This is a genomic window from Cupriavidus sp. FW305-26 (assembly GCF_058787975.1).
In genome coordinates, this window is the sequence record NZ_JBYTAH010000028.1 from 53993 (window position 1) to 76783 (window position 22791).

The following is a 22791-nucleotide window of genomic DNA, read 5'->3' on the forward strand; positions in this document are numbered from 1 at the left end:
CCACGCTTAGATGTAGGCCGGAACCATGCACTGCTTGTGTTCGACGTGATATTCGAACTCTTTCCAGTAGTGCTTGAGCATGCCGCGGACCGGCATCGCCGCGGCATCGCCGAGCGCGCAGATGGTGCGGCCCATGATGTTTTCCGCGACGTTGTTGAGCAGGTCCAGGTCTTCCTGGCGCCCCTCTCCGTGTTCGATGCGATTGACCATGCGGTAGAGCCAGCCGGTGCCTTCACGGCACGGCGTGCACTGGCCGCACGATTCCTCAAAATAGAAGTACGACAGGCGCAGCAGCGAGCGGACCATGCAGCGCGTCTCGTCCATCACGATCACAGCGCCCGAGCCCAGCATCGAGCCGGCCTTGGCGATCGAGTCGTAGTCCATGTCGGACGCCATCATCAGGTCGCCCGGCACCACCGGCGCGGACGAACCGCCCGGGATCACCGCCTTGATGCGCTTGCCGCCGCGCATGCCGCCGGCGAGCTCCAGCAGCTTGGCGAACGGCGTTCCCAGCGGGATCTCGTAATTGCCGGGACGTTCGACGTCACCCGAGATCGAGAAGATCTTGGTGCCGCCGTTGTTCGGCTTGCCCAGCTTCAGGTAGTTCTCGGGGCCGACGGCCAGCAGGAACGGCACCGCGGCAAACGTTTCCGTGTTGTTGATGGTGGTCGGCTTGCCGTACAGGCCAAAGCTGGCCGGGAAAGGCGGCTTGAAACGCGGCTGGCCCTTCTTGCCTTCCAGCGATTCGAGCAGCGCGGTTTCCTCGCCGCAGATATAGGCGCCGTAGCCGTGGTGCGCGTGCAGCTGGAAATCGAAGCCCGAACCCAGGATGTTGTCGCCCAGAAAGCCGGCAGCGCGCGCCTCTTCGAGCGCTTCCTCGAAGATCTTGTACTCGTTCCAGATCTCGCCGTGGATGTAGTTGTAGCCCACGGTGATGCCCATCGCATATGCGCCGATGGCCATGCCTTCGATCAGCGAGTGCGGGTTGTAGCGGATGATGTCGCGGTCCTTGAACGTGCCGGGCTCGCCTTCATCGGTGTTGCAGACCAGGTATTTCTGCCCCGGGAACGTGCGCGGCATGAAGCTCCACTTCAGGCCGGTCGGGAAGCCCGCACCGCCGCGGCCCCGCAGGCCCGAGGCCTTGACGTCGGCGATCACCTGCTCGGGCGGGATCTTCTCGGTCAGAATGCGCTTCAGTTGCTGGTAGCCGCCACGCTTGACGTAGTCTTCCAGGTGCCAATTCTTGCCGTCCAGGCCGGCCAGGATCAGCGGCTGGATATGGCGGTCGTGCAGACTGGTCATGTTACTTGCCCCCCTTGGCAGCTTCGGCTTTCAGCTCGTCGACGAGCGCGTCGAGCTTGTCGTCGCTCATGAAGCTGCACATGCGGGTGTTGTTGACGATCATCACCGGCGCGTCGCCGCAAGCGCCCATGCACTCGCCCTCTTTCAGGGTGAAGCAGCCGTCAGCGGTGGTCTCGTTGTAGTCGATCCCGAGCTTGCGCTTCAGGTACTCGCCGGCCCGCTCGCCGCCCGACAGGGCGCACGGCAGGTTGGTGCAGACGGCGAGCTTGAATTTGCCCACCGGCTTGGTGTCATACATGTTGTAGAAGGTCGCCACCTCTTCCACCCACACGGGCGGCATCTCGAGATAGCTGGCGACGAACTGCATGACTTCGGGGGAAACCCAGCCCACCTCGCCCTGCGCCACGGCAAGCGCCGCCATCACGGCCGACTGCTTCTGGTCGGCCGGATACTTCGCGATCGCGCGATCGATTTCCTTGAGAGCTTCTGCTGATAGCATGGTCATTGCAGTAAAACGGCGTCAGGCAGCGCCACCGGGCGTTCCCTTCCGCAGGTTTGCAGCCGTCGCTGCCCGTTCCGCCGGCAGGCCTGAGGCCGTACCGGTCCGCCGCGGGTCTTCCGCCCGCTCCCCCTGGGGAGCGCCGCGGAAAGCGCCCGGATCGTCGTCCGGGCCGGCGGTCCGTGATTAGCGGTCGATCTCGCCGAAGACGATGTCTTGCGTGCCGATGATCGTTACCGCGTCAGCAATCATGTGTCCCTTGGCCATTTCGTCGAGCGCGGCCAGGTGAGGGAAACCAGGTGCACGGATCTTCAGGCGGTACGGCTTGTTGGCCCCGTCCGAGATCGCGTAGATGCCAAATTCGCCCTTCGGATGCTCCACCGCTGCATACGCTTCGCCTTCCGGCACGTGCATGCCTTCGGTGAACAGCTTGAAGTGGTGGATCAGTTCTTCCATGTTGGACTTCATGTCCACGCGCGAGGGCGGCGCCACCTTGTGGTTGTCGGTGATCACCGGACCCGGGTTGCGGCGCAGCCATTCCACGCACTGCCTGATGATGCGGTTGGACTGGCGCATCTCTTCCACGCGCACCAGGTAGCGCGCGTAGCAGTCGCCGCCCACGCCCACCGGCACGTCGAAGTCCAGCTTGTCGTACACCTCGTACGGCTGCTTCTTGCGCAGGTCCCACTCGATGCCGGAGCCACGCAGCATCGGGCCGGTAAAGCCCATCTGCAGCGCACGTTCCGGGCTGACCACGCCGATATCCACCAGGCGCTGCTTCCAGATCCGGTTGTCGGTCAGCAGCGTCTCGTATTCGTCGACGTACTTCGGGAACCGGTTGGTGAAGTCCTCGATGAAGTCCAGCAGCGAGCCCGAACGCGCCTCGTTCATGGCCTTGATGGCGCGCTCGTTGTGTACCTTGGAGGCACGATATTGCGGCATCGTGTCAGGCAGGTCGCGGTAGACGCCGCCCGGACGGTAGTAGGCCGCGTGCATGCGCGCGCCCGACACCGCCTCGTACATGTCGAACATGTCCTCGCGCTCGCGGAAGGCGTACAGAAACACCGCCATCGCGCCCACGTCCAGCGCGTGCGAGCCGATCCACATCAGGTGGTTCAGCAGGCGGGTGATCTCGTCGAACATCACGCGGATGTACTGCGCGCGCACCGGCACTTCCAGGCCCAGCAGGCGCTCGATCGCCATCACGTAGGCGTGCTCGTTGACCATCATCGACACATAGTCGAGTCGGTCCATGTACGGCACGCTCTGGATCCAGGTCTTCTGCTCGGCCAGCTTCTCGGTGGCACGGTGCAGCAGGCCGATATGGGGGTCGGCGCGCTGGATGACTTCGCCGTCCAGCTCCAGCACCAGGCGCAGCACGCCGTGCGCAGCCGGGTGTTGCGGGCCGAAGTTCAGGGTGTAGTTCTTGATGTCTGCCATGGCGCGTTATCAGTGCAAGCCGCCGTAGTTGTCCTCGCGGATCACGCGCGGGGTGATTTCGCGCGGCTCGATCGTGACCGGCTGGTAGATGACCCGCTTCTGCTCCGGGTCGTAGCGCATCTCGACGAAGCCCGAGACCGGGAAATCCTTGCGGAACGGATGGCCGACGAAACCGTAGTCGGTCAGGATGCGGCGCAGGTCCGGATGGCCGTCGAACACGATGCCGTAGAAATCGAAGGCTTCACGCTCGAACCAGTTGACGCCGTTCCACACGTCGATCAGCGACGGCAGCACCGGGAAATCATCGTCCGGGGCGAACACGCGCACGCGCAGGCGCCAGTTGTGGGTGATCGACAGCAGCTGCGAAACCGCGGCAAAGCGCAGGCCGTCCCAGGCACCGTCGCCGTACTCGGAATAGTCCACGCCGCACAGGTCGATCAGCTGCTCGAAGCGCAGCGACGGATCGTCGCGCAGGATGCGGGCAACTTCGAGGTAGTCGTCGGCCTTGACGATCAGCGTCAGTTCGCCGGTCGCCTCGATCAGGTTCTGCACGCGCTTGCCGAGAGCTTTCTCGAGCGCGGCCTTCAGGATGTCAAGCTTCGCCATTTCAGCCCTTGCGCGCGATGGTGTTGGTGCGCTTGATCTTGTTCTGCAGCTGGATCACGCCGTAGATCAGCGCCTCGGCCGTCGGCGGGCAGCCCGGCACGTAGATATCCACCGGCACGATGCGGTCGCAGCCACGCACCACCGAGTACGAGTAGTGGTAGTAACCGCCGCCATTGGCGCACGAGCCCATCGAGATCACCCAGCGCGGTTCTGCCATCTGGTCGTAGACCTTGCGCAGCGCGGGGGCCATCTTGTTGCACAGCGTGCCGGCCACGATCATCACGTCCGACTGGCGCGGCGACGGGCGGAAAATCACGCCGAAGCGGTCCATGTCGTAGCGCGCGGCGCCGGCATGCATCATTTCCACGGCACAGCAGGCCAGGCCGAAAGTCATCGGCCACAGCGACCCGGTGCGGGTCCAGTTGATCAGCTTGTCAGCGGTAGTCGTGACAAAGCCTTCGTTGAGAACGCCTTCGATTGCCATTTCACATCACTCCCAATCGAGCGCGCCCTTTTTCCAGATGTAGACGAAGCCCACGATGAATTCCAGCAGAAACACGCCCATGGCGATGAAACCCGGCCAGCCGATATCCCTCAGGGCGACACCCCACGGAAACAGGAAGGCGGTTTCGAGGTCGAACAGGATAAACAGGATGGCGATGAGGTAGTAGCGCACATCGAACTTCATGCGCGCGTCCTCGAACGCTTCGAAGCCGCACTCGTACGGCGACAGCTTCGCGGGATCGGGCTTGTTCGGACCGAGGATCCGACCGATCGACATCAGCGCCACGCCAAGCACGACACCGAAGATGATGAAGATGAGAACGGGGAAGTAGGCTTCGAGATTCAAGGTACGGCCAGCCTTATCTGGAATGTTGTCAACAGCACCAGCTGAAGCGGCGTCCTGTTGCCCACCCCAGGCGCTAAGCCATGAGCCTCATGGCGCGCCGCCTTGCGGACTGCCGGAGCCCCACGCTCGGGTGCATTGCCCGGCCAGGGACTCCGATCAAGTTGTTTGGTGCCGACGGCGAGACTCGAACTCGCACAGCTTTCGCCACTACCCCCTCAAGATAGCGTGTCTACCAATTTCACCACGTCGGCTGGGGGAGAAACAATATTGCCTGGCGCCGGGTTTTCAGGCCCTTCAGGTCCGTTGCAGAGGCTTTCGTCTTTGCTCGGAACCCATCGCTGGGGAATCGTTTCAAGCCTTGCATTCTAACCCAGATTTCTTGCTTTGTTCAACGCACAACTGCAAAAAAACTCAGGAATCCGCCGCAAGGCTTACGGATTATTTCGGTACAGCGGGAGCTGCCGGCGCTGATGCATCAGCGGCCGCTGCCGGGGCTGCAGCGGGAGCCGAAGCACCTGCCACTGCGGGCGCCGAAGCCGGCGCCGCGCCCATCACGCCCAGCGATGCAGCCGGCTTGTAGTTGCCCAGCAGCGTCAGCGCCAGCGTGCAGACGAAGAACAGCGTGGCCAGCACGGCGGTGGTGCGCGACAGGAAGTTTGCCGAGCCGGTGGCACCGAACAGGCTGCCCGAGGCACCCGAACCGAATGCCGCGCCGACATCGGCGCCCTTGCCATGCTGGATCAGCACCAGGCCAATCACGCCCAGCGCCGACAACACCTGCAGCACCACCAACAAAGTCTTGAAGATTGCCATTTGATTTAGATAAGCCTTACTGGCTGGTTACTTGCCTGATCGGTCGATCGGAACGGCCGGCATTCAGGCGTTGCCGATCGCGAGAAAATCTGCCGACTTCAGCGAGGCGCCGCCAATCAGGCCCCCGTCGATATCGGTCATGGAAAACAGTTCGGCCGCATTGTCCGGCTTGACGCTGCCGCCGTACAGGATGGCCATACGCTCGGCCACGCCCGCGTCGCGCGCGGCAACCTGGCCGCGCAAGAACGCGTGCACCGCCTGCGCCTGCTCGCTGGTGGCGGTCTTGCCGGTGCCGATCGCCCAGACCGGCTCATAGGCCAACACCACGCGGCTCAGCTGCTCCACCGTCAGCGCGTCCAGCACGGCCTGCAGCTGCCTGCCGACCACCGCTTCGGTTTCGCCCGCCTCGCGCTGGGCCAGTGTTTCACCCACGCAGACTACCGGGACGATGCCGAATTCCAGCGCGCGCAGCGCCTTGGCCGCGACGGTCTGGTCGGTTTCGCCATGATAGGTGCGGCGCTCCGAGTGGCCGACCAGCACATAAGTGCAGCCAAACTCACCCACCATCGATGCCGAGACTTCACCGGTGAAGGCGCCGCGCGCCTCTGCCGACACATCTTGTGCGCCCCAGGCCACTTGCGAGCCATTCAGCAACGCCTGGCATTGTGCAAGATAGGGGAACGGCGCGCAGACCGCCAGCGTCGCCTTGGCCGCGCCAGCCTTGATGCCCTCCAGCAGCGCCGCGTTTGCAGCCAGGCTGCCATGCATCTTCCAATTGCCGATGACGAGCTTTTGTCTCACGAAGTGCCCCTCCCAAATCAAACCCGCTATTGTAGCTTGTGGCGGGGGCACGGCGCTACCGCCGCCCGATGGCGGCGGGCGGCAGCATTGGCCACATGCAACGCTCGATGTGCCTTACCAGGTCAGCACGATCTTGCCGATATGCTCGCTCGACTCCATCAGGCGATGCGCATCGGCCGCCTGCGCGGCCGGGAACACCTCGTGGATCACCGGCTTGATCCTGCCGGCGGCCAGCAGCGGCCACACCTGCTCGTGCAGTGCCGCGGCGATCTTGCCCTTGAACGATGCCGGGCGCGGACGCAGCGTGGAGCCGGTCACGGTGATGCGCCGGCGCAGGATATCGCCCAGCGGGATCTCGGCCTTGGCGCCACCCAGCAGCGCAATGATGACGATGCGGCCATCGTCGGCGATGCACTTCAGCTCGCGCGCCAGGTACGGGCCGGCAACCATGTCGAGGATCACATCGACACCGTTGCCGCCGGTCAGCGCCGACACCTCGGCGACGAAGTCCTGCGTCTTGTAGTTGATCGCGCGATCGGCGCCCAGGTCTTCGCAGGCCTTGCATTTCTCATCGGTGCCGGCGGTGACAAACACCTTGTAGCCCAGCGCCTTGGCGATCTGGATCGCGGTCGTGCCGATGCCGCTGGAGCCGCCCTGGATCAGCAGGGTCTCATCCTTGCCGCGCGGGCCCTGGCCCAGGCAGCCGCGGTCGAACACATTGCTCCAGACGGTGAAGAAGGTCTCGGGCAGCGCCGCGGCCTCGATATCGCTCAGGCCTTGCGGCGCGGGCAGGACCTGTGCCAGCGGCGCCGTGCACAGCTGTGCGTAGCCGCCGCCCTGCACCAGCGCGCAGACGCGGTCGCCCACCTTCAGGCCGAAGCGGTTGTCGGCATGCGACAGGTCGCCGCCCACCACCACGCCCGCCACTTCCAGGCCGGGCAGGTCCGAAGCGCCCGGCGGCACGGGGTAGTTGCCGGTGCGCTGGAATACGTCCGGACGGTTGACGCCGGCGGCAGCCACGCGGATCAGGACCTCGCCCGCCCCCGCAACCGGGTCGGGACGCTCGGTCAGCTGGAGGACTTCGGGGGCACCGTATTCGCGGATCTCGATGGCTTGCATGCTGCTCTGCTCCTTGTACTTGTCTTGGCGCGGGTCGACGATGCGTCGCGCCAGGGTCGGTGTGAGCCTTGGCTCGATAGGGTTGCCGGCAGTGTAAACAAAAAAACGGCTGGACATCGTCCAGCCGTTTTTTTGGCGGCGCCACCTTGCGGCGGCACCTGCGGGCAATCCTGCCCCGCTGGCTTTACTGCTGTTCCGAGCCTTCGGCCGGAGCCGCCGGCGCGGCGGCTTCGCCGGCGTTGATCGGGCTGATGCTGCCGCCCTCTTCGGTCAGCGCGGCCTTCAGCGACAGGCGCAGGCGGCCCTTCTCGTCAGCCTGGATCAGCTTGACGCGGACCTGCTGGCCTTCCTTCAGCCAGTCCTTGATGTCCTTGACACGCTCGTTGACGATTTCCGAGATGTGCAGCAGGCCATCCTTGCCCGGCAGGATGTTGACGATGGCGCCGAAGTCCAGCAGCTTCAGCACGGTACCGGCGTAAATCTTGCCCACTTCGGCTTCCGCGGTGATGCCCTCGATGCGGCGCTTGGCTTCGGCCATGCCGTCGGTCGAGGTCGACGCGATCGTGATCGTGCCGTCTTCCTGGATGTCGATGGTGGTGCCGGTTTCCTTGGTCAGCGCCTGGATGGTCGAGCCGCCCTTGCCGATCACTTCGCGGATCTTGTCCGGATGGATCTTCATGGTGATCATGCGCGGAGCGTGCGCCGACAGTTCGGTGCGGGCGTGGCCCATCGCTTCCTGCATCTTGTGCAGGATGTGCAGGCGGCCTTCACGGGCCTGCGCCAGCGCGACCTGCATGATCTCCTTGGTGATGCCCTGGACCTTGATGTCCATCTGCAGCGCGGTGATGCCGTTGTCGGTACCCGCCACCTTGAAGTCCATGTCGCCCAGGTGATCTTCATCGCCCAGGATGTCGGTCAGCACGGCAAACTTGTTGCCTTCCAGGATCAGGCCCATGGCCACGCCGGCCACGTGTGCCTTGACCGGAACGCCGGCGTCCATCAGCGCCAGGCAGCCGCCGCAGACCGAAGCCATCGACGACGAGCCGTTGGATTCGGTGATTTCCGAAACCAGGCGGATGGTGTAGGCGAATTCATCGTCCTTCGGCAGCACCGGGATCAGTGCGCGCTTGGCCAGGCGGCCGTGGCCGATTTCACGGCGCTTCGGGCTGCCCACGCGGCCGGTTTCACCGGTGGCGAACGGGGGCATGTTGTAGTGGAGCATGAAGCGGTCGCGGTATTCGCCGGCCAGTGCGTCGATGATCTGCTCGTCGCTCTTGGTGCCGAGCGTGGCCACCACCAGCGCCTGCGTTTCACCACGGGTGAACAGCGCCGAGCCGTGCGCGCGCGGCAGCACCGACGAGCGGATCTCGATCGGGCGCACCGTGCGGGTGTCGCGGCCGTCGATACGCGGCTCGCCGGCCAGCACCTGGCCGCGCACGATCTTGGCTTCGAGGTCGAACATGATGTTGCCGACTTCCACCTTGTCGGCTTCCACGCCGGCGGCTGCCAGCGCGGCCGCCACGTTGGCGTTTACTTCCTTCAGCTTCTGGCTGCGGGCCGACTTCTGGCGCAGCTGGTAGGCTTCCTGCAGCAGCGGCAGCGCAACTTCGGTGACCTTGGCGATCAGCGGCTCGTTCTTGGCGGCCGGGGCCCAGTCCCACTCGGGCTTGCCGCCTTCGCGCACCAGCTCATGGATGGCGTTGATCGCGATCTGCATTTGCTCATGGCCATAGACCACGGCGCCCAGCATGACGTCTTCCGACAGCTGGTTGGCTTCCGATTCCACCATCAGCACGGCGCGCTCGGTACCGGCGACCACCAGGTCCAGGTCCGAGGTGGCGAGCTGCGAGCGGGTCGGGTTGAGCAGGTACTGGCCATCCTTGTAGCCCACGCGCGCGGCGCCAACCGGGCCGTTGAACGGGATGCCCGACACGGCCAGCGCGGCCGACGCGCCGATCAGCGCGGGAATGTCAGCGGGCACTTCCGGGTTCAGCGACACCACGTGGATCACCACCTGGACGTCGTTGTAGAAGCCTTCCGGGAACAGCGGGCGCAGCGGACGGTCGATCAGGCGCGAGGTCAGGGTCTCGTTTTCCGACGGACGGCCTTCACGCTTGAAGAAGCCGCCGGGGATCTTGCCGGCCGCGTAGGTCTTCTCGATGTAGTCGACGGTCAGCGGGAAGAAGTCCTGGCCCGGCTTCGGGTTCTTGGCGGCGACCACGGTCGCCAGCACCACGGTGTCTTCCACATCGACCAGCACGGCACCGCCGGCCTGGCGGGCGATTTCGCCGGTTTCCATGCGGACCGTGTGCTGGCCCCACTGGAATTCCTTGACGATCTTGTTGAACATGGACATGTGCATTCCTTGGCTTGCGTGCAGGCCGCGCAATCACGCAATAACACGCGCACGGCCTGCGACGCCTGCGTTCTCAGCCGCAGGCAAACTGCCGGGTCGCCGGTCGCAGTCGCAGGGAAGTGCTATGCCATTCCAGCACGGCACCGGCGTTGCCGATGCCGTGCTGGAATGACACAAAGCCCTGTTTCCTTGGCCGGTCCGGGGTATTGAAAACAAAAAAAGAACAACTTACTCCGTTGCGCAGCTTGCTGCAACGGGCGCCCGGTGAATCAGAATGTCCGCCGGGCGGCGTGAAGCGAAAATCACTCCATCAACTGCCCGCATCTCTGGGCAAGGCCGATTCACCCCGCCAGAAATGCAAAATGCCTGCCCCAGCATTGCTGAAGCAGGCATCGAGGCCTCACGCGAAACCGTGCAAACCCTGGAATCGCGCTGCCATCGGGCGCAACCTTACTTGCGCAGGCCCAGCTTTTCGATCAGGGCGCGGTAACGGTCGGCGTCGTTGGACTTGAGGTAGTCCAGCAGGCGGCGACGGCGGCTCACCATGCGCAGCAGACCGCGGCGGCTGTGGTGATCCTTCATGTTGGCCTTGAAGTGCGGGGTCAGTTCGTTGATGCGGGTGGTCAGCAGGGCCACTTGCACTTCGGGGCTGCCAGTGTCGTTGGCGCCACGTGCGAACTGCTTGATGACTTCGGACTTGTTGATATCGGCAACTGCCATGATGATTTCCTTTCACTTGCGAACGCTACAGCGCGGGATGCGCCGCATGCGTCGTGCCATGTCTTGACTGGCTACCGCCGCCACCGGGCCAACGGCCAGGCAACGACAGCTGCGGATTATAGCCGAAAAGCTACGGCAGGAATACCGGGCGGCCCGTGCGGGCGCGCTGGCGCTCAGGGGCGCTCCATCCGGCACGTGGTGGGCAGCGTGGTCTGCGCGGCCTTGAGCTTGCGCACGGTACGGAAGCCATAACCCGAGCCCTCATTGTCGAAGCGCACTGCCCCGCCCTGGCGCTCCATCACCGACACGTACAGCGGCTGCAGCACCTGGTGGTCGTCGGCGCGCACGGTGGCCTCGTGGAACTGGTTGACGTAGCGCATGTTCTCGAGCGCGCCCGCCACCTTGACCGCATCGGTGGAACCGGCCTGCTCGATCGCGCGCGCCAGCATTTCCACCATCATCTGCATGCGCAGGTGCACGTAGTCGTCCTTCGGCTCCGGATAGCGCGCGCGGAACTGCTGGTAGAACGCGTCCGACGCCGCCCCGCCCACATTCGGGTGCCACTCGGCCACCGCCAGCACGCGGCCCACGCCGGCATCGCCCATCGCCGCGGGCGCGCCCAGGCCATTGCCATAGAAGGTGTAGAACTTGGCCTGCAGTCCGCCTTCGCGTGCGGCCTTGACCATCAGCGTCAGGTCGTTGCCCCAGTTGCCGGTGATGACTGCGTCCGCCCCGCTCGCCTTGATCTTGGCGATATAGGGCGCAAAGTCCTTGATCTTGCCGATCGGGTGGAACTCGTCGCCCACGATCTGGATATCCGGCCGGCGCGCCGCCAGCATCTCGCGAGCCGAGCGCGACACCTGGTGGCCGAAGCTGTAGTCCTGATCGATCAGGTACACCTTGCGCACCGACTGGTCCTGGCGGATCACCTCGGTCAGCGCCTGCATGCGCATGTCGGCACTGGCGTCAAAGCGGAAATGCCAGAAGCTGCAGTTCTCGTTGGTCAGGCTGGGATCGACCGCCGAGTAGTTCAGGAACAGCACGCGCGCGTCGGGCTGGCGCGCATTGTGGCGGTTGATGGCCGACACCAGCGCGCCGGCCACGGCCGAGCTGTTGCCCTGCAGGACAAAGGGAATGCGCTTGTCGGTCAGGGCCCGCAACTGGATCAGGCTCTCGTCGACATTGCCCTTGCTGTCAAACGTGACCAGCTCCATGGGCCGCGCACCCTCGGCGGTCTTCACGCCGCCGCGCGCATTGATGCGCTCGATTGCCAGGCGCAGGTTGCGCGTCACGGCTTCGCCCGCGTTGGCAAACGGGCCGGACAACCCGTCGATCATGCCCAGCCGGATCGGCTCTTGAGCCGACGCGCCCGCCGCTGCCGCCAGCAACAACCCGCCCAGCCATCCACGCCACCGTGCCGCAACCTTCATGTTCTCTCCCGGAAAGCGCAGGATAGTACGGCAGCGACCGGTTGCGGGCAAATGCCACCGGGCCCGATCATTGACTGCCGTTTCCGCGAGGAAAGCGCCAGGTTGCGGGAAGATCCACTGAAAAGCAGCGCCCGGCGCACACAAGCGCGGAGGCCGCACTACACTTGCGGTATTCACCATCCACGCATCGACCGAGGTTCGCCATGAATTCTGTCATCGCCAACGGCGCGCGCCGGCTCATGCTGGCGCTGGGCGCCGCCATGCTGTCTGCCTGCACCACGCTGATGCCGGTACCGGAAGGCACCAGGCTGGTGGGCCAGCCGCAGGCCGCAGTACAGGCTGCGTTCGGGCCGCCCACCGATGTGTTCCAGCTGCGCGACGGTACCTCGCGCTGGATCTACACCAAGCAGCCGCTGGGCCAGTACGCCTATGGTGCCGACTTCGACCGCAACGGCAACCTGACCCGCTTCAGCAATGTGCTGTCCACGCTGGAACTGTACAAGGCGCAGGTCGGCACGTGGACCAAGCAGGATGTGGCCGAGCATTTCGGCATGACGCGCCTGCCGGTCGAGTACTACCCGCTGATGCGGCGCGAGGTCTGGTCCTACCGCTTCCGCCATGAAGACGTGTGGCCGTCGCTGTACCACTTCTATTTCGACGACGCCGGCATCCTGCGCCAGACCCAGATCACGCCCGACCCGATGTACGACCCCGACGAGCGCCGCCGCTGAGCCATGAAAAAAGCCCGCCATCCCCGGGTCGGGAATGGCGGGCCTGGTCCGGACGCTCAGGCCGGGTAAGCCTTCCGCCGTCTACGCAGGGGCCTGGGTCAGATCTGCGGATTGATCTTTTGCACAGCCTTGTCGTGCAGCTTGTTCAGCGCGGCCAGGTAGGCCTTGGCCGAGGCGGCGACGATATCCGGGTCGGTGCCCACGCCGTTGACGATGCGGCCGGCCTTGGACAGGCGCACGGTGACTTCGCCCTGGGCCTCGGTGCCGCCGGTGATGGCATTCACCGAATAGAGCACCATCTCTGCGCCGCTGGACACGCGTGATTCAATCGCATGCAGGGTGGCGTCGACCGGACCGTTGCCCTCGCCCTCGCCGCTCTGCTCCTGGCCGTCCATGCTGAACACCACGCGCGCATGCGGGCGCTCACCGGTCTCGGAGCGCTGCGACAGCGAGATAAAGCGGAAGTGCTCGTTGGCATCGTGCTGGGCCTCGTTCGAGACGATGGCGACGATGTCCTCGTCGAAGATCTCGGCCTTCTGGTCGGCCAATTCCTTGAAGCGGGTGAAGGCGGCGTTGACTTCGGTTTCGCTTTCAAGCTCGATGCCAAGCTCCTGCAGGCGCTGCTTGAAGGCATTGCGGCCCGACAGCTTGCCCAGCACGATCTTGTTGGCGCTCCAGCCCACATCCTCCGCACGCATGATCTCGTAGGTGTCGCGCGCCTTGAGCACGCCATCCTGGTGGATGCCCGAGGCATGCGCGAAGGCATTGGCACCCACGACGGCCTTGTTCGGCTGCACCACGAAACCGGTGATCTGCGACACCAGCTTCGAGGCCGGCACGATCTGCGTGGTATCCACGCCGATATCGAGGTCGAAATAGTCGCGGCGGGTCTTCACCGCCATCACCACTTCTTCCAGGCTGGTGTTGCCGGCGCGCTCGCCCAGGCCGTTGATGGTGCATTCGATCTGGCGCGCGCCCGCCATCTTGACGGCGGCCAGCGAGTTGGCCACGGCCATGCCCAGGTCGTTATGGCAGTGCACCGACCAGATCGCCTTGTCCGAGTTGGGAATGCGCTCGCGCACCGAGCGGATCAGCTCGGCGTAGCCTTCCGGCACGGCATAGCCCACGGTATCCGGCAGGTTGATGGTGGTCGCACCCTCGGCGATCACGCCTTCCAGCACGCGGCACAGGAAGTCCATGTCCGAGCGGCTGCCGTCTTCCGGCGAGAACTCGATATCGTCGGTGAACTGGCGCGCAAAGCGCACCGCCAGGCGGGCCTGCTGGTACACCTCGTCCGGCGTCATGCGCAGCTTCTTCTCCATGTGCAGCGCGGAGGTGGCGATGAAGGTGTGGATGCGGAACGAGTTGGCCGGCTTGAGCGCCTCGGCGGCGCGGGCAATGTCCTTGTCGTTGGCACGGGCCAGCGAGCAGATGGTCGAGTCCTTGACCACCTGCGCGATCGAGCGGATGGCCTCGAAGTCGCCGTTGGAGCTCGCCGCGAAACCGGCCTCGATCACATCGACCTTCAGGCGTTCCAGCTGGCGTGCGATGCGGATCTTTTCCTCGCGGGTCATCGAGGCGCCGGGCGACTGCTCGCCGTCACGCAAGGTGGTGTCGAAAATGATGAGTTTGTCAGACATTTTGTGGAGCTCCTGATTGCTTGTCGTGTGCTGTCCCCGGCATGCTGCGTCCGGGGCCTACCGCCTGTTCCGCGCTCCACGGCTGTGGAATGCAAAACGCCCCGGCGTGCATGGAGCAGGCCGGGGCGTTGGAAAAATTCCTTGCGGATTTCGCGCTAAGGGGTAAGTCCGTCCTTAGCGCGCGCGCGTCCCGACCTGATGGCCTAGTAGGCCACCTAGGGTGGTGCGGGCGATTAGAACTTGGCGCGAAATCATGCCAGCGACTATAGCCGAGTTGGCGCGCCCATGCAATACAGGGTTTAGCCCATATTGCCCGGACCCGCCAGCGGCACGGATCAGCCCTTGGGCGGAATGCGCAGCTTCTGGCCCGGGTAGATCTTGTCCGGGTGGCTCAGCATCGGCTTGTTGGCCTCGAAGATCTTGTTGTACTCGGCACCGTTGCCGTAAGCAGCCTGGGAGATCGCCCACAGCGTGTCGCCCTTGACCACGGTATGCCAGCTCGATTCCGCGGATTCGACGTTGACGGACATCTTGTCCTCGACCTTGTCCACGCCCTCGACATTGCCGGCGCACAGGATGATCTTCTCGCGCGTGGCCTGGTCCGGTGCCACGCCGAACACGGTGACCAGCCCCTGCGAGCCGTCCACCTGCACCATCAGCCCGGTGGCATCCAGGCCCATCTTCCTGATGTAGCCCTCGATCGCATCGCCCGCGGCGCGATTGGCGGCATCGACCTTCTCCGCCGACGCATCCGCCGCGGCGGCCTCTTGCGCGGCCTTGGCCTCGCCCGTGCCGAACAGCTTTTCTCCCGCTTCCTTGATGAAGTCGAACATGCCCATGACATCCTCCTGACGGTGAGTGGAAAACACTGCAGAGTGCCACGCCTTGATGGCCGCGGCATGAAAACAATTGTGAATCCGGAAATGCATGAAGGGCGCCTGAGCGCCCTTCTGCCTGAAACGTCTAAGAAGCCTTGCCGCCGTTCTCGCGCTGCTTCTTCTCGATGGCCGGCTTGCCGTGCATCGCCCGCCAGGCCCATAGCACATAGCCCGAGATCGCATAGGCCACGAACAGGCCGAACAGCGCCACCGGCGGATCGGTGGACACCACCACGAACAGCACCAGGACCAGCACCATCATGCCGAACGGCACGCGGTAGCGAACGTCAAGCGCCTTGCCGCTGTAGAACGGCGCGTTGGACACCATCGACAGGCCGGCGTACAGCGTGATGCCGAACGCCACCCACGGCATCCACAGCTCCTTGACCGGCAGCTTGTTGTCGATCACCAGCCAGACGAAGCCCGCGACCAGCGCGGCGGCGGCCGGGCTGGGCAGGCCCTGGAAGAAGCGCTTGTCTACCACGCCGATGTTGGCGTTGAAGCGCGCCAGGCGCAGCGCAGCGCAGGTGCAGTAGACAAAGGCTGCGATCCACCCCCACTTGCCCAGGTCATGCAGGATCCACTCATACATCACCAGCGCCGGCGCAACCCCGAAAGAGGTCATGTCCGACAGCGAGTCATACTGCTCGCCAAACGCACTCTGCGTATTGGTGATGCGCGCCACGCGCCCGTCCATGCCGTCCAGCACCATCGCCGCGAAGATGGCGATGGCCGCCGCATCGAAGCGCATGTTCATGGCCTGGACGATGGCGAAAAAACCCGCGAACAGCGCCGCAGTGGTGAACGCGTTGGGCAGCAGGTAGATGCCGCGCCGGCGCGGACGCTGATAGACGATGTCGTGGTCGTCGGCGGCTTCGTCATCGAAGTTGTCGTCGGCGCCGCGCAGCTGGTTATGGCGGAACGGCCGCAGGTGGGTCACGTTGCCGCTGCTGCTGCGCTTGTTACGTCGATGGAAGGCAACCATCACAGTCCTCCGGTCAGGCTGTCTCTCACTTCACGTCGAGTTCGGCGAGGATGGTCGACGAGGCCGATACCTTCTCGCCGATGGTCACGCGCGGACGCGCATCGAGCGGCAGGTAGACGTCCACGCGCGAGCCGAAGCGGATAAAGCCGTAGCGCTGGCCGCGCGAGAGGTTGTCGCCCACCTTGGTGTAGCACAGGATGCGGCGAGCCACCAGGCCGGCCACCTGCACCAGCGTCACCAGCTGGCCGTCCGCAGCGCGCCGGATCAGCACGGCATTGCGCTCGTTCTCGACCGAGGCCTTGTCCATGTCGGCGTTGACGAACTTGCCGGGGAAATATTCGACCTTCTCGACCGCGCCATCGACCGAGACCCGGTTCGAGTGCACGTTGAAGACGTTCATGAAGACGCTGATCTTCAGCGCCTCGCGGCCGGCGTACGGGTCCTGGGTCTTTTCGACCACGACGATGCGGCCGTCCGCGGGGGCCAGCACCGCGTTGGGCTGCGACGGGATCGGGCGCGGCGGATCGCGGAAGAACTGGAGCACGAATACCGTGATGATCCACAACGGCAACGCCCACCAGAAGCCCGCGCTGGCGTGCACCAGCAGCGAGATGACAAAGGCGCCGGCCAGGAACGGCCAGCCTTCACGGGCGATCAGCGGATGAGGATAGTTCATGCAGTACAGGTGTCGGTGGATACAAGACCATGGCAAGGCGGCGCGGCGGCGGCAATAGCCGCCATCGGGCGGCGCCCCCGTGGTCGCGGAGCAGGATAATGCACGCCTTGCCCAAAGTCTGACAAGCATAACAAAAAGCCGTTCAGGTCCCGCGACTCCCCTCTGATAATAGAAGGGCGTGGCACGGAACGCTGAACGGCTTCGGCCCGCCGCCGTGCGGCGCGGGCCATCAGACAGCGATGCAGCTTAGTTCTTCGACTGGTCGACCATCTTGTTCTTGGCGATCCACGGCATCATCGCGCGCAGCTTGGCACCCACTTCCTCGATCTGGTGCTCGGCCGTCAGGCGGCGGCGCGAGATCAGCGTCGGGGCGCCGGCCTTGTTCTCCAGCAGGAAGCTCTTGGCGTACTCGCCGGTCTGGATGTCGGTCAGGCACTGCTTCATCGCCTTCTTGGTCTCTTCGGTCACCACGCGCGGGCCGGTGACGTACTCACCATATTCCGCGTTGTTGGAGATCGAATAGTTCATGTTGGCGATGCCGCCTTCGTAGATCAGGTCGACGATCAGCTTCAGTTCGTGCAGGCACTCGAAGTAGGCCATTTCCGGCGCGTAGCCGGCTTCCACCAGGGTTTCGAAGCCAGCCTTGATCAGCTCGACGGTACCGCCGCACAGCACGGCCTGCTCGCCGAACAGGTCGGTTTCGGTTTCTTCGCGGAAGTTGGTCTCGATGATGCCGGCACGGCCGCCGCCGTTGGCGGTGGCGTACGACAGCGCGATGTCACGGGCGGCGCCGGACTTGTTCTGGTGCACGGCGATCAGGTGCGGCACGCCGCCACCTTGCGTGTACGTGGCGCGCACGGTGTGGCCCGGGGCCTTCGGCGCGATCATGATCACGTCCAGGTCGGCGCGCGGGATCACGGCACCGTAGTGCACGTTGAAGCCGTGGGCGAAGGCCAGCGCCGCGCCTTCCTTGATGTTGTCGTGCACTTCGTTCTTGTACACGTCGGCGATCTGCTCGTCCGGCAGCAGGATCATGACCACGTCGGCACCCTTGACGGCCTCGGCCACTTCCTTCACTTGCAGGCCGGCGTTGGCAGCCTTGTTCCACGACGCGCCGCTCTTGCGCAGGCCGACCGTCACATTGACGCCCGAATCCTTCAGGTTCAGCGCGTGGGCATGGCCCTGCGAGCCATAGCCGATGATGGTGACGTTCTTGCCCTTGATCAGGGAGAGGTCGGCGTCCTTGTCGTAAAACACTTTCATGATGATTCCTTCAATCTCTGTCTTTTGTATGAGGGGGGCGGCATCCTCGGACGCATCGTGTGCGTCCGGATCGCGCCGCCCCGGGGATGCTGCGTGAAGCCGTATGGGTGAGCCGGGGCCCGGTCAGACCTTCAGGATGCGCTCGCCGCGGCCGATGCCCGAGCCACCGGTACGGACGGTCTCGAGGATGGCGGTGCGGTCGATGGCGTCCAGGAACGCATCGAGCTTGACGCCGTTGCCGGTCAGCTCGATGGTGTAGGTCTTCTCGGTGACATCGATGATGCGGCCGCGGAAGATGTCGGCGGTGCGCTTCATTTCCTCGCGCTCCTTGCCCACCGCGCGCACCTTGACGAGCATCAGCTCGCGTTCGATGTGCGCGCCTTCGGTCAGGTCGACCACCTTGACCACTTCCACCAGGCGGTTCAGGTGCTTGGTGATCTGCTCGATCACGTCATCCGAGCCGGAGGTGACAATGGTCATGCGCGACAGCGAGGCATCCTCGGTGGGTGCCACGGTCAGCGTCTCGATGTTATAGCCGCGGGCCGAGAACAGGCCCACCACGCGCGACAGCGCGCCCGGTTCGTTTTCCAGCAGGACCGAAATGATGTGACGCATTACAGGTCCTCCGCGCCGAGCAGCATTTCGGAAATGCCCTTGCCCGCCTGGACCATCGGCCAGACGTTTTCGGTGGGATCGGTCTGGAAGTCCAGGAACACGGTACGGTCCTTCAGGCGGAACGCCTCGCGCAGCGCCGGCTCGACGTCCGACGTCTTCTCGACGCGCATGCCGACGTGCCCGTAGGCCTCGGCCAGCTTGACGAAATCGGGCAGCGCGTCCATGTAGGAGTGCGAGTAGCGGTTGTCGTACTCGATCTCCTGCCACTGGCGCACCATGCCCAGGTAGCCATTGTTGAGCGAGCAGATCTTCACCGGGGTGTCGTACTGCAGGCAGGTCGACAGTTCCTGGATGCACATCTGGATCGAGCCTTCACCGGTGATGGTGACGACTTCCTTCTCCGGGAACGCCTTCTTGATGCCCATTGCGTACGGCAGGCCCACGCCCATCGTGCCCAGGCCGCCGGAATTGATCCAGCGGCGCGGCTCGTCGAACTTGTAGAACTGCGCGGCCCACATCTGGTGCTGGCCGACGTCGGAGCAGATAAAGGCGTCGCCCTTGGTCAGTTCCCAGATCTTTTCCACCACGTACTGCGGCTTGATGATCTCGGAGCTGCGGTCGTACTTCAGGCAGTCCACCGAACGCCATTGCTCGATCTGCTCCCACCATTTGGCGAGCGCTTCGCGCTTGGGCTTGATATCGCTGGCCTTGATCTGGGCGATCAGTTCCTGCAGCACGTCCTTGACGTTGCCGACGATGGGGATGTCGACCTTGACGCGCTTGGAGATCGACGACGGATCGATGTCGATATGGATGATCTTGCGCGCCTGCGAGGTGAAGTGCGCCGGGTTGCCGATCACGCGGTCGTCGAAGCGGGCACCGATGGCGATCAGCACGTCGCAGTTCTGCATGGCCATGTTGGCTTCATACGTGCCGTGCATGCCGAGCATGCCGACGAACTGCTTGCTGGTGCCGGGGAACGCGCCCAGGCCCATCAGCGTGTTGGTCACCGGGTGGCCGGTCAGCGCCGCCAGCTGGCGCAGCTCGTCGCTGGCATTGGCCAGCACCACGCCGCCGCCGGTGTAGATATACGGACGCTCGGCGCCTTGCAGCAGGGCCACGGCCTTGCGGATCTGGCCCGAGTGGCCCTTGTTCACCGGGTTGTACGAGCGCATGTCGATCGACTTGGGGTACTCGTACTTGCAGGCATTGCGCGAGACATCCTTGGGGATGTCCACCACCACCGGGCCCGGACGGCCGGTCGCGGCAATGAAGAACGCCTTCTTGATGGTCGCGGCGAGGTCGCGCACGTCCTTCACCAGGAAGTTGTGCTTGACGATCGGGCGGGTAATGCCGACCGTGTCGCACTCCTGGAAGGCGTCCTGGCCAATGGCGTGGGTCGGCACGTTGCCGGTGATCACCACCATCGGGATCGAGTCGAGGTACGCGGTGGCAATACCGGTGACGGCATTGGTCACGCCGGGACCGGAGGTCACCAGCGCCACGCCCACCTTGCCGGTTGCCCGTGCATAGCCGTCTGCGGCATGAACCGCGGCCTGCTCGTGGCGCACCAGGATGTGCTCGAACTTGGTTTGCTTGTGGAGCTCGTCGTAGATATACAGCACTGCGCCGCCGGGGTAGCCCCAGACGTACTCGACGCCTTCTTCGGCAAGTGCGTGAACGAGAATTTCCGCCCCGATCATTTCGGGTGCGGCAGATGAATTGCTGTCTGCGTGGGAGAATTCCGCGCTGGGCATGTTCATTTCAGTCCTTTGCAATTTTCGGCAAAAAATTGTTTGGATGCTCTCTGCCGGGCTTGTGGCTCGGGTTCAAGCGGTGCGCGTCTGCATGGAAGACCGCCTCATAAGCGGCCGGATGAGACAACCACTGATGTCGTGTGAACCGACGATGATACTGCAATGCACCAGCGCGGTCTACGGTTGTTTTTGCCCTGCGCATGAGGGATTTTCCGGAGTTGCGGCGGATTTTTTGCGCGCCGCAATGTATTTGCAGCAATACAAAGTGGTACAGGGGGTCGTTTTTTTGCTAGCATCGCAGCACCTCGAATGTGCCACGGGCCGTACGCAGCACATTCACCAGAACCGGGCATTTGTCCCGCAGCAACGAGCCGCAACCGCCCGAATGGCCACCGACCAGGAACTGTCCGATTTTCTTGCCAGCGTCGAGCGCCGCGCCTTCAAGCAGGCCGTATTTGCGGTCCGCGACGACGACGCCGCGCTGGACATTGTCCAGGACGCCATGATCAAGCTGGCCGAGAAGTACGGCGACAAAGGCGCCGCCGAGCTGGCGCCGCTGTTCCAGCGCATCCTGCAGAACACCATCCACGACTGGTTCCGCCGCCAGAAGGTGCGCAACACCTGGGTCTCGCTGTTTTCCAGCCTGCGCGACGACCGCGACGGCGACGACAATGACCTGCTTGAGACGCTGGAGGCACAGGCCGGCTCCGAATCGGCCGAAAGCAGCGCCGACAAGGTCGAGCGCGCCCAGGTCATGCACATCATCGAGCAGGAAATCCAGCGCCTGCCGACGCGTCAACGCGAGGCATTCCTGATGCGTTACTGGGAAGATATGGACGTCGCCGAAACCGCCGCCGTAATGGGGTGCTCCGAAGGCAGCGTCAAGACGCACTGTTCCCGTGCCACGCATACACTTGCGCAGGCCCTGCGCGCACGGGGGGTCCGACTATGAGCAGAAACGAAAAAGAAATCCGCGAACGCCGGTTTGCCCAAGAGATTCGGGCGGCACTCGATGCCGGCACCGACGACCTGCCGGCCGACATCACCGAAAGGCTCGCCGCTGCGCGCCGGATGGCGGTCGCCCGCAAGAAGGCCGAGGCGCCCGTGCTGGTCCCGCAACTGGCCATGCCCGGCGCGCACGTCCCGCTGTTTGATGAAGACAGCTCCCCGCTGCACCGCGCCGGCGCCTGGCTGCGCCGCCTTGGCCTGATCTGGACGCTGGTGGCGCTGGCCGCCGGCCTGATCGGCATCTATCACTGGCAGGAGCAGAAGCGCATCGAGGAACTGGCCGATATCGACGCCGCCATGCTGCTCGACGACCTGCCGCCCACGGCCTACGCCGACGAGGGCTTCCACGTATTCCTGAAGCGCGGGCAATAGCATGGCGCGCGCAATATTCCACCCCGACGCCTTGCGCCGCCGGCTGGCCGCGCTGCTGGCCGGTGCCGGCGCAGCCGCCTGCTGGGGCCTGCTGCCGCCCGCGGCGCATGCCCAGGGGGCTTCGGCGGTGACAGCGCCTGCGGCCGCGCAGGCAACCAATGCCCGGCCGGCCTGGGCCGATCTGAGCCCGGTCAACCAGCGCATCCTGGCCCCGCTGCAGCCGCTGTGGGACAGCCTGCCGGAACTGAACCGCCACAAGTGGCTGCGCATCGCCGAGCGCTACCCCAAGTTCTCCCCGGCCGAGCAGGCCCGGCTGCAGGCGCGCATGGCGGAATGGGTCAAGATGACCCCGCAGCAACGCCGGCTGGCGCGCGAGAACTACCAGATCACCCGCTCGCTGCCCGCCGAGAAAAAGGCCGAGGCCTGGGACAAGTACCAGCAGCTGCCTGAAGAGCAGAAAAAGAAGCTGGCCGCCACCGACCACGTGCCGCGCCGCCCCGGCGCTGTCAGCGCGCTGCCCAGCGGCAAGCGCCTGCCCAGCGAAACCAGCCGCGAGTTCCACCGCGAGCCGAAAACGGCCAGCGCCGCAGCGGGTCGCAGTGGCCACGCTGCCGGCAAGCCCGCCAGCGAAGCCCAGGCGCAACCGGCCTCCGCGCCCGCGGCCGTGACCGCCGCCTCGGCGCCGGCCGCCTCGGCACCGGCAGCGCTCGCCGCACCGGCATCCGCAGCCGAGGTCGCCACCGAAGCGGCCGCGGCTTCCGACGCCACCGTGCGCCAGTAATCCCCACGTCATTTGGCATAATGGCCGTCTCACGCCGGCCAGCGCAGCAAGGCCGGCCCCGACTGACCCGCGCCGGCACCGCCATGCCCCCGTGCGCCAGCCCAGCCTTCTTCGCCTTCCATGCCCGCTGCCACCCTCGATCCCAAGCC

At 64.7% G+C, this 22791-nt stretch carries 23 protein-coding genes and 1 tRNA gene; 4 read left to right on the top strand and 20 right to left on the bottom strand.

The features are described from left to right. Positions 1-6: 6 nt before the first annotated feature. The 13 genes from nuoF to AC3WQZ_RS16975 form a co-directional block, all read right to left on the bottom strand. The gene (gene nuoF, locus AC3WQZ_RS16915; protein ID WP_010809127.1) at positions 7-1302 is read right to left on the bottom strand and encodes an NADH-quinone oxidoreductase subunit NuoF; all 1296 of its coding nucleotides are present in this window, start codon (positions 1300-1302) and stop codon (positions 7-9) included. A gap of 1 nt (position 1303) precedes the next feature. Beyond that, positions 1304-1801, bottom strand: a complete 498-nt coding sequence (gene nuoE, locus AC3WQZ_RS16920; protein WP_010809128.1) for an NADH-quinone oxidoreductase subunit NuoE — start codon at positions 1799-1801, stop codon at positions 1304-1306. Between the two features lie 186 nt (positions 1802-1987). Further along, complete coding sequence (locus tag AC3WQZ_RS16925; protein WP_010809129.1) at positions 1988-3241, bottom strand: NADH-quinone oxidoreductase subunit D; 1254 nt, start codon at positions 3239-3241, stop codon at positions 1988-1990. A gap of 9 nt (positions 3242-3250) precedes the next feature. Then, positions 3251-3847 (bottom strand): NADH-quinone oxidoreductase subunit C, encoded by a 597-nt coding sequence (locus AC3WQZ_RS16930; RefSeq protein ID WP_010809130.1) that lies wholly within the window; start codon positions 3845-3847, stop codon positions 3251-3253. A gap of 1 nt (position 3848) precedes the next feature. Next, positions 3849-4331, bottom strand: coding sequence for a NuoB/complex I 20 kDa subunit family protein (locus AC3WQZ_RS16935; RefSeq protein ID WP_008643342.1), 483 nt, complete (start codon positions 4329-4331; stop codon positions 3849-3851). A 6-nt stretch (positions 4332-4337) separates the two neighbouring features. Continuing rightward, positions 4338-4697, bottom strand: coding sequence for an NADH-quinone oxidoreductase subunit A (locus AC3WQZ_RS16940; RefSeq protein WP_010809131.1), 360 nt, complete (start codon positions 4695-4697; stop codon positions 4338-4340). 166 nt (positions 4698-4863) lie between these two features. After that, a tRNA-Leu gene (locus tag AC3WQZ_RS16945) sits at positions 4864-4948 on the bottom strand. A gap of 187 nt (positions 4949-5135) precedes the next feature. Continuing rightward, positions 5136-5510 carry a preprotein translocase subunit SecG gene (gene secG, locus AC3WQZ_RS16950; RefSeq protein WP_010809132.1) on the bottom strand — a complete coding sequence of 125 codons (375 nt, stop codon included), beginning with the start codon at positions 5508-5510 and terminating at the stop codon, positions 5136-5138. Positions 5511-5573: 63 nt separating this feature from the next. Beyond that, positions 5574-6311, bottom strand: a complete 738-nt coding sequence (gene tpiA, locus AC3WQZ_RS16955) for a triose-phosphate isomerase (RefSeq protein WP_011614855.1) — start codon at positions 6309-6311, stop codon at positions 5574-5576. A gap of 114 nt (positions 6312-6425) precedes the next feature. Next, positions 6426-7430 (bottom strand): NAD(P)H-quinone oxidoreductase, encoded by a 1005-nt coding sequence (locus AC3WQZ_RS16960; RefSeq protein WP_011614854.1) that lies wholly within the window; start codon positions 7428-7430, stop codon positions 6426-6428. Positions 7431-7614: 184 nt separating this feature from the next. Beyond that, positions 7615-9786: a polyribonucleotide nucleotidyltransferase gene (pnp, locus tag AC3WQZ_RS16965; RefSeq protein WP_011614853.1), complete on the bottom strand. Its 2172-nt coding sequence runs from the start codon at positions 9784-9786 to the stop codon at positions 7615-7617. A 450-nt stretch (positions 9787-10236) separates the two neighbouring features. Then, the gene (rpsO, locus tag AC3WQZ_RS16970) at positions 10237-10506 is read right to left on the bottom strand and encodes a 30S ribosomal protein S15 (RefSeq protein WP_010809136.1); all 270 of its coding nucleotides are present in this window, start codon (positions 10504-10506) and stop codon (positions 10237-10239) included. A 173-nt stretch (positions 10507-10679) separates the two neighbouring features. Then, positions 10680-11936 carry a branched-chain amino acid ABC transporter substrate-binding protein gene (locus tag AC3WQZ_RS16975; RefSeq protein ID WP_010809137.1) on the bottom strand — a complete coding sequence of 419 codons (1257 nt, stop codon included), beginning with the start codon at positions 11934-11936 and terminating at the stop codon, positions 10680-10682. Positions 11937-12139: 203 nt separating this feature from the next. On the opposite strand from AC3WQZ_RS16975, the gene AC3WQZ_RS16980 reads away from it, so the two are divergent. Then, a complete protein-coding gene (locus AC3WQZ_RS16980; protein WP_010809138.1) occupies positions 12140-12667 on the top strand; it encodes a hypothetical protein in 528 nt (175 codons plus the stop codon). A gap of 98 nt (positions 12668-12765) precedes the next feature. Here AC3WQZ_RS16980 and AC3WQZ_RS16985 read toward each other — a convergent pair whose 3' ends face one another. From AC3WQZ_RS16985 to AC3WQZ_RS17015, 7 genes are all read right to left on the bottom strand, one after another. Next, complete coding sequence (locus AC3WQZ_RS16985) at positions 12766-14307, bottom strand: 2-isopropylmalate synthase (protein ID WP_010809139.1); 1542 nt, start codon at positions 14305-14307, stop codon at positions 12766-12768. Positions 14308-14642: 335 nt separating this feature from the next. Beyond that, entirely contained in the window at positions 14643-15146 is a 504-nt protein-coding gene (lysM, locus tag AC3WQZ_RS16990; RefSeq protein WP_010809140.1) for a peptidoglycan-binding protein LysM, read from the bottom strand. A 124-nt stretch (positions 15147-15270) separates the two neighbouring features. Continuing rightward, positions 15271-16170, bottom strand: a complete 900-nt coding sequence (gene pssA / locus AC3WQZ_RS16995; RefSeq protein WP_010809141.1) for a CDP-diacylglycerol--serine O-phosphatidyltransferase — start codon at positions 16168-16170, stop codon at positions 15271-15273. Between the two features lie 25 nt (positions 16171-16195). Continuing rightward, a complete protein-coding gene (locus AC3WQZ_RS17000) occupies positions 16196-16846 on the bottom strand; it encodes a phosphatidylserine decarboxylase (protein ID WP_010809142.1) in 651 nt (216 codons plus the stop codon). 246 nt (positions 16847-17092) lie between these two features. Beyond that, positions 17093-18109, bottom strand: a complete 1017-nt coding sequence (ilvC, locus tag AC3WQZ_RS17005; protein ID WP_010809143.1) for a ketol-acid reductoisomerase — start codon at positions 18107-18109, stop codon at positions 17093-17095. Between the two features lie 123 nt (positions 18110-18232). Continuing rightward, entirely contained in the window at positions 18233-18724 is a 492-nt protein-coding gene (ilvN, locus tag AC3WQZ_RS17010; protein WP_010809144.1) for an acetolactate synthase small subunit, read from the bottom strand. Further along, on the bottom strand, positions 18724-20487 hold the full coding sequence (locus AC3WQZ_RS17015) for an acetolactate synthase 3 catalytic subunit (RefSeq protein WP_041687231.1): 1764 nt from the start codon (positions 20485-20487) through the stop codon (positions 18724-18726). The genes ilvN and AC3WQZ_RS17015 overlap by 1 nt, the downstream gene beginning before the upstream one ends. A gap of 238 nt (positions 20488-20725) precedes the next feature. Between AC3WQZ_RS17015 and AC3WQZ_RS17020 the strand changes: the two genes are divergently transcribed. The 3 genes from AC3WQZ_RS17020 to AC3WQZ_RS17030 are packed head-to-tail and all read left to right on the top strand — an operon-like array spanning position 20726 to position 22642. Next, positions 20726-21433, top strand: a complete 708-nt coding sequence (locus tag AC3WQZ_RS17020; RefSeq protein ID WP_255266297.1) for an RNA polymerase sigma factor — start codon at positions 20726-20728, stop codon at positions 21431-21433. After that, positions 21430-21861: a DUF3619 family protein gene (locus AC3WQZ_RS17025; protein ID WP_010809147.1), complete on the top strand. Its 432-nt coding sequence runs from the start codon at positions 21430-21432 to the stop codon at positions 21859-21861. Before AC3WQZ_RS17020 ends, AC3WQZ_RS17025 begins: the two co-directional genes overlap by 4 nt. A 1-nt stretch (position 21862) precedes the next feature. Next, positions 21863-22642 carry a DUF3106 domain-containing protein gene (locus AC3WQZ_RS17030; RefSeq protein ID WP_439668657.1) on the top strand — a complete coding sequence of 260 codons (780 nt, stop codon included), beginning with the start codon at positions 21863-21865 and terminating at the stop codon, positions 22640-22642. Positions 22643-22791: the final 149 nt, after the last annotated feature.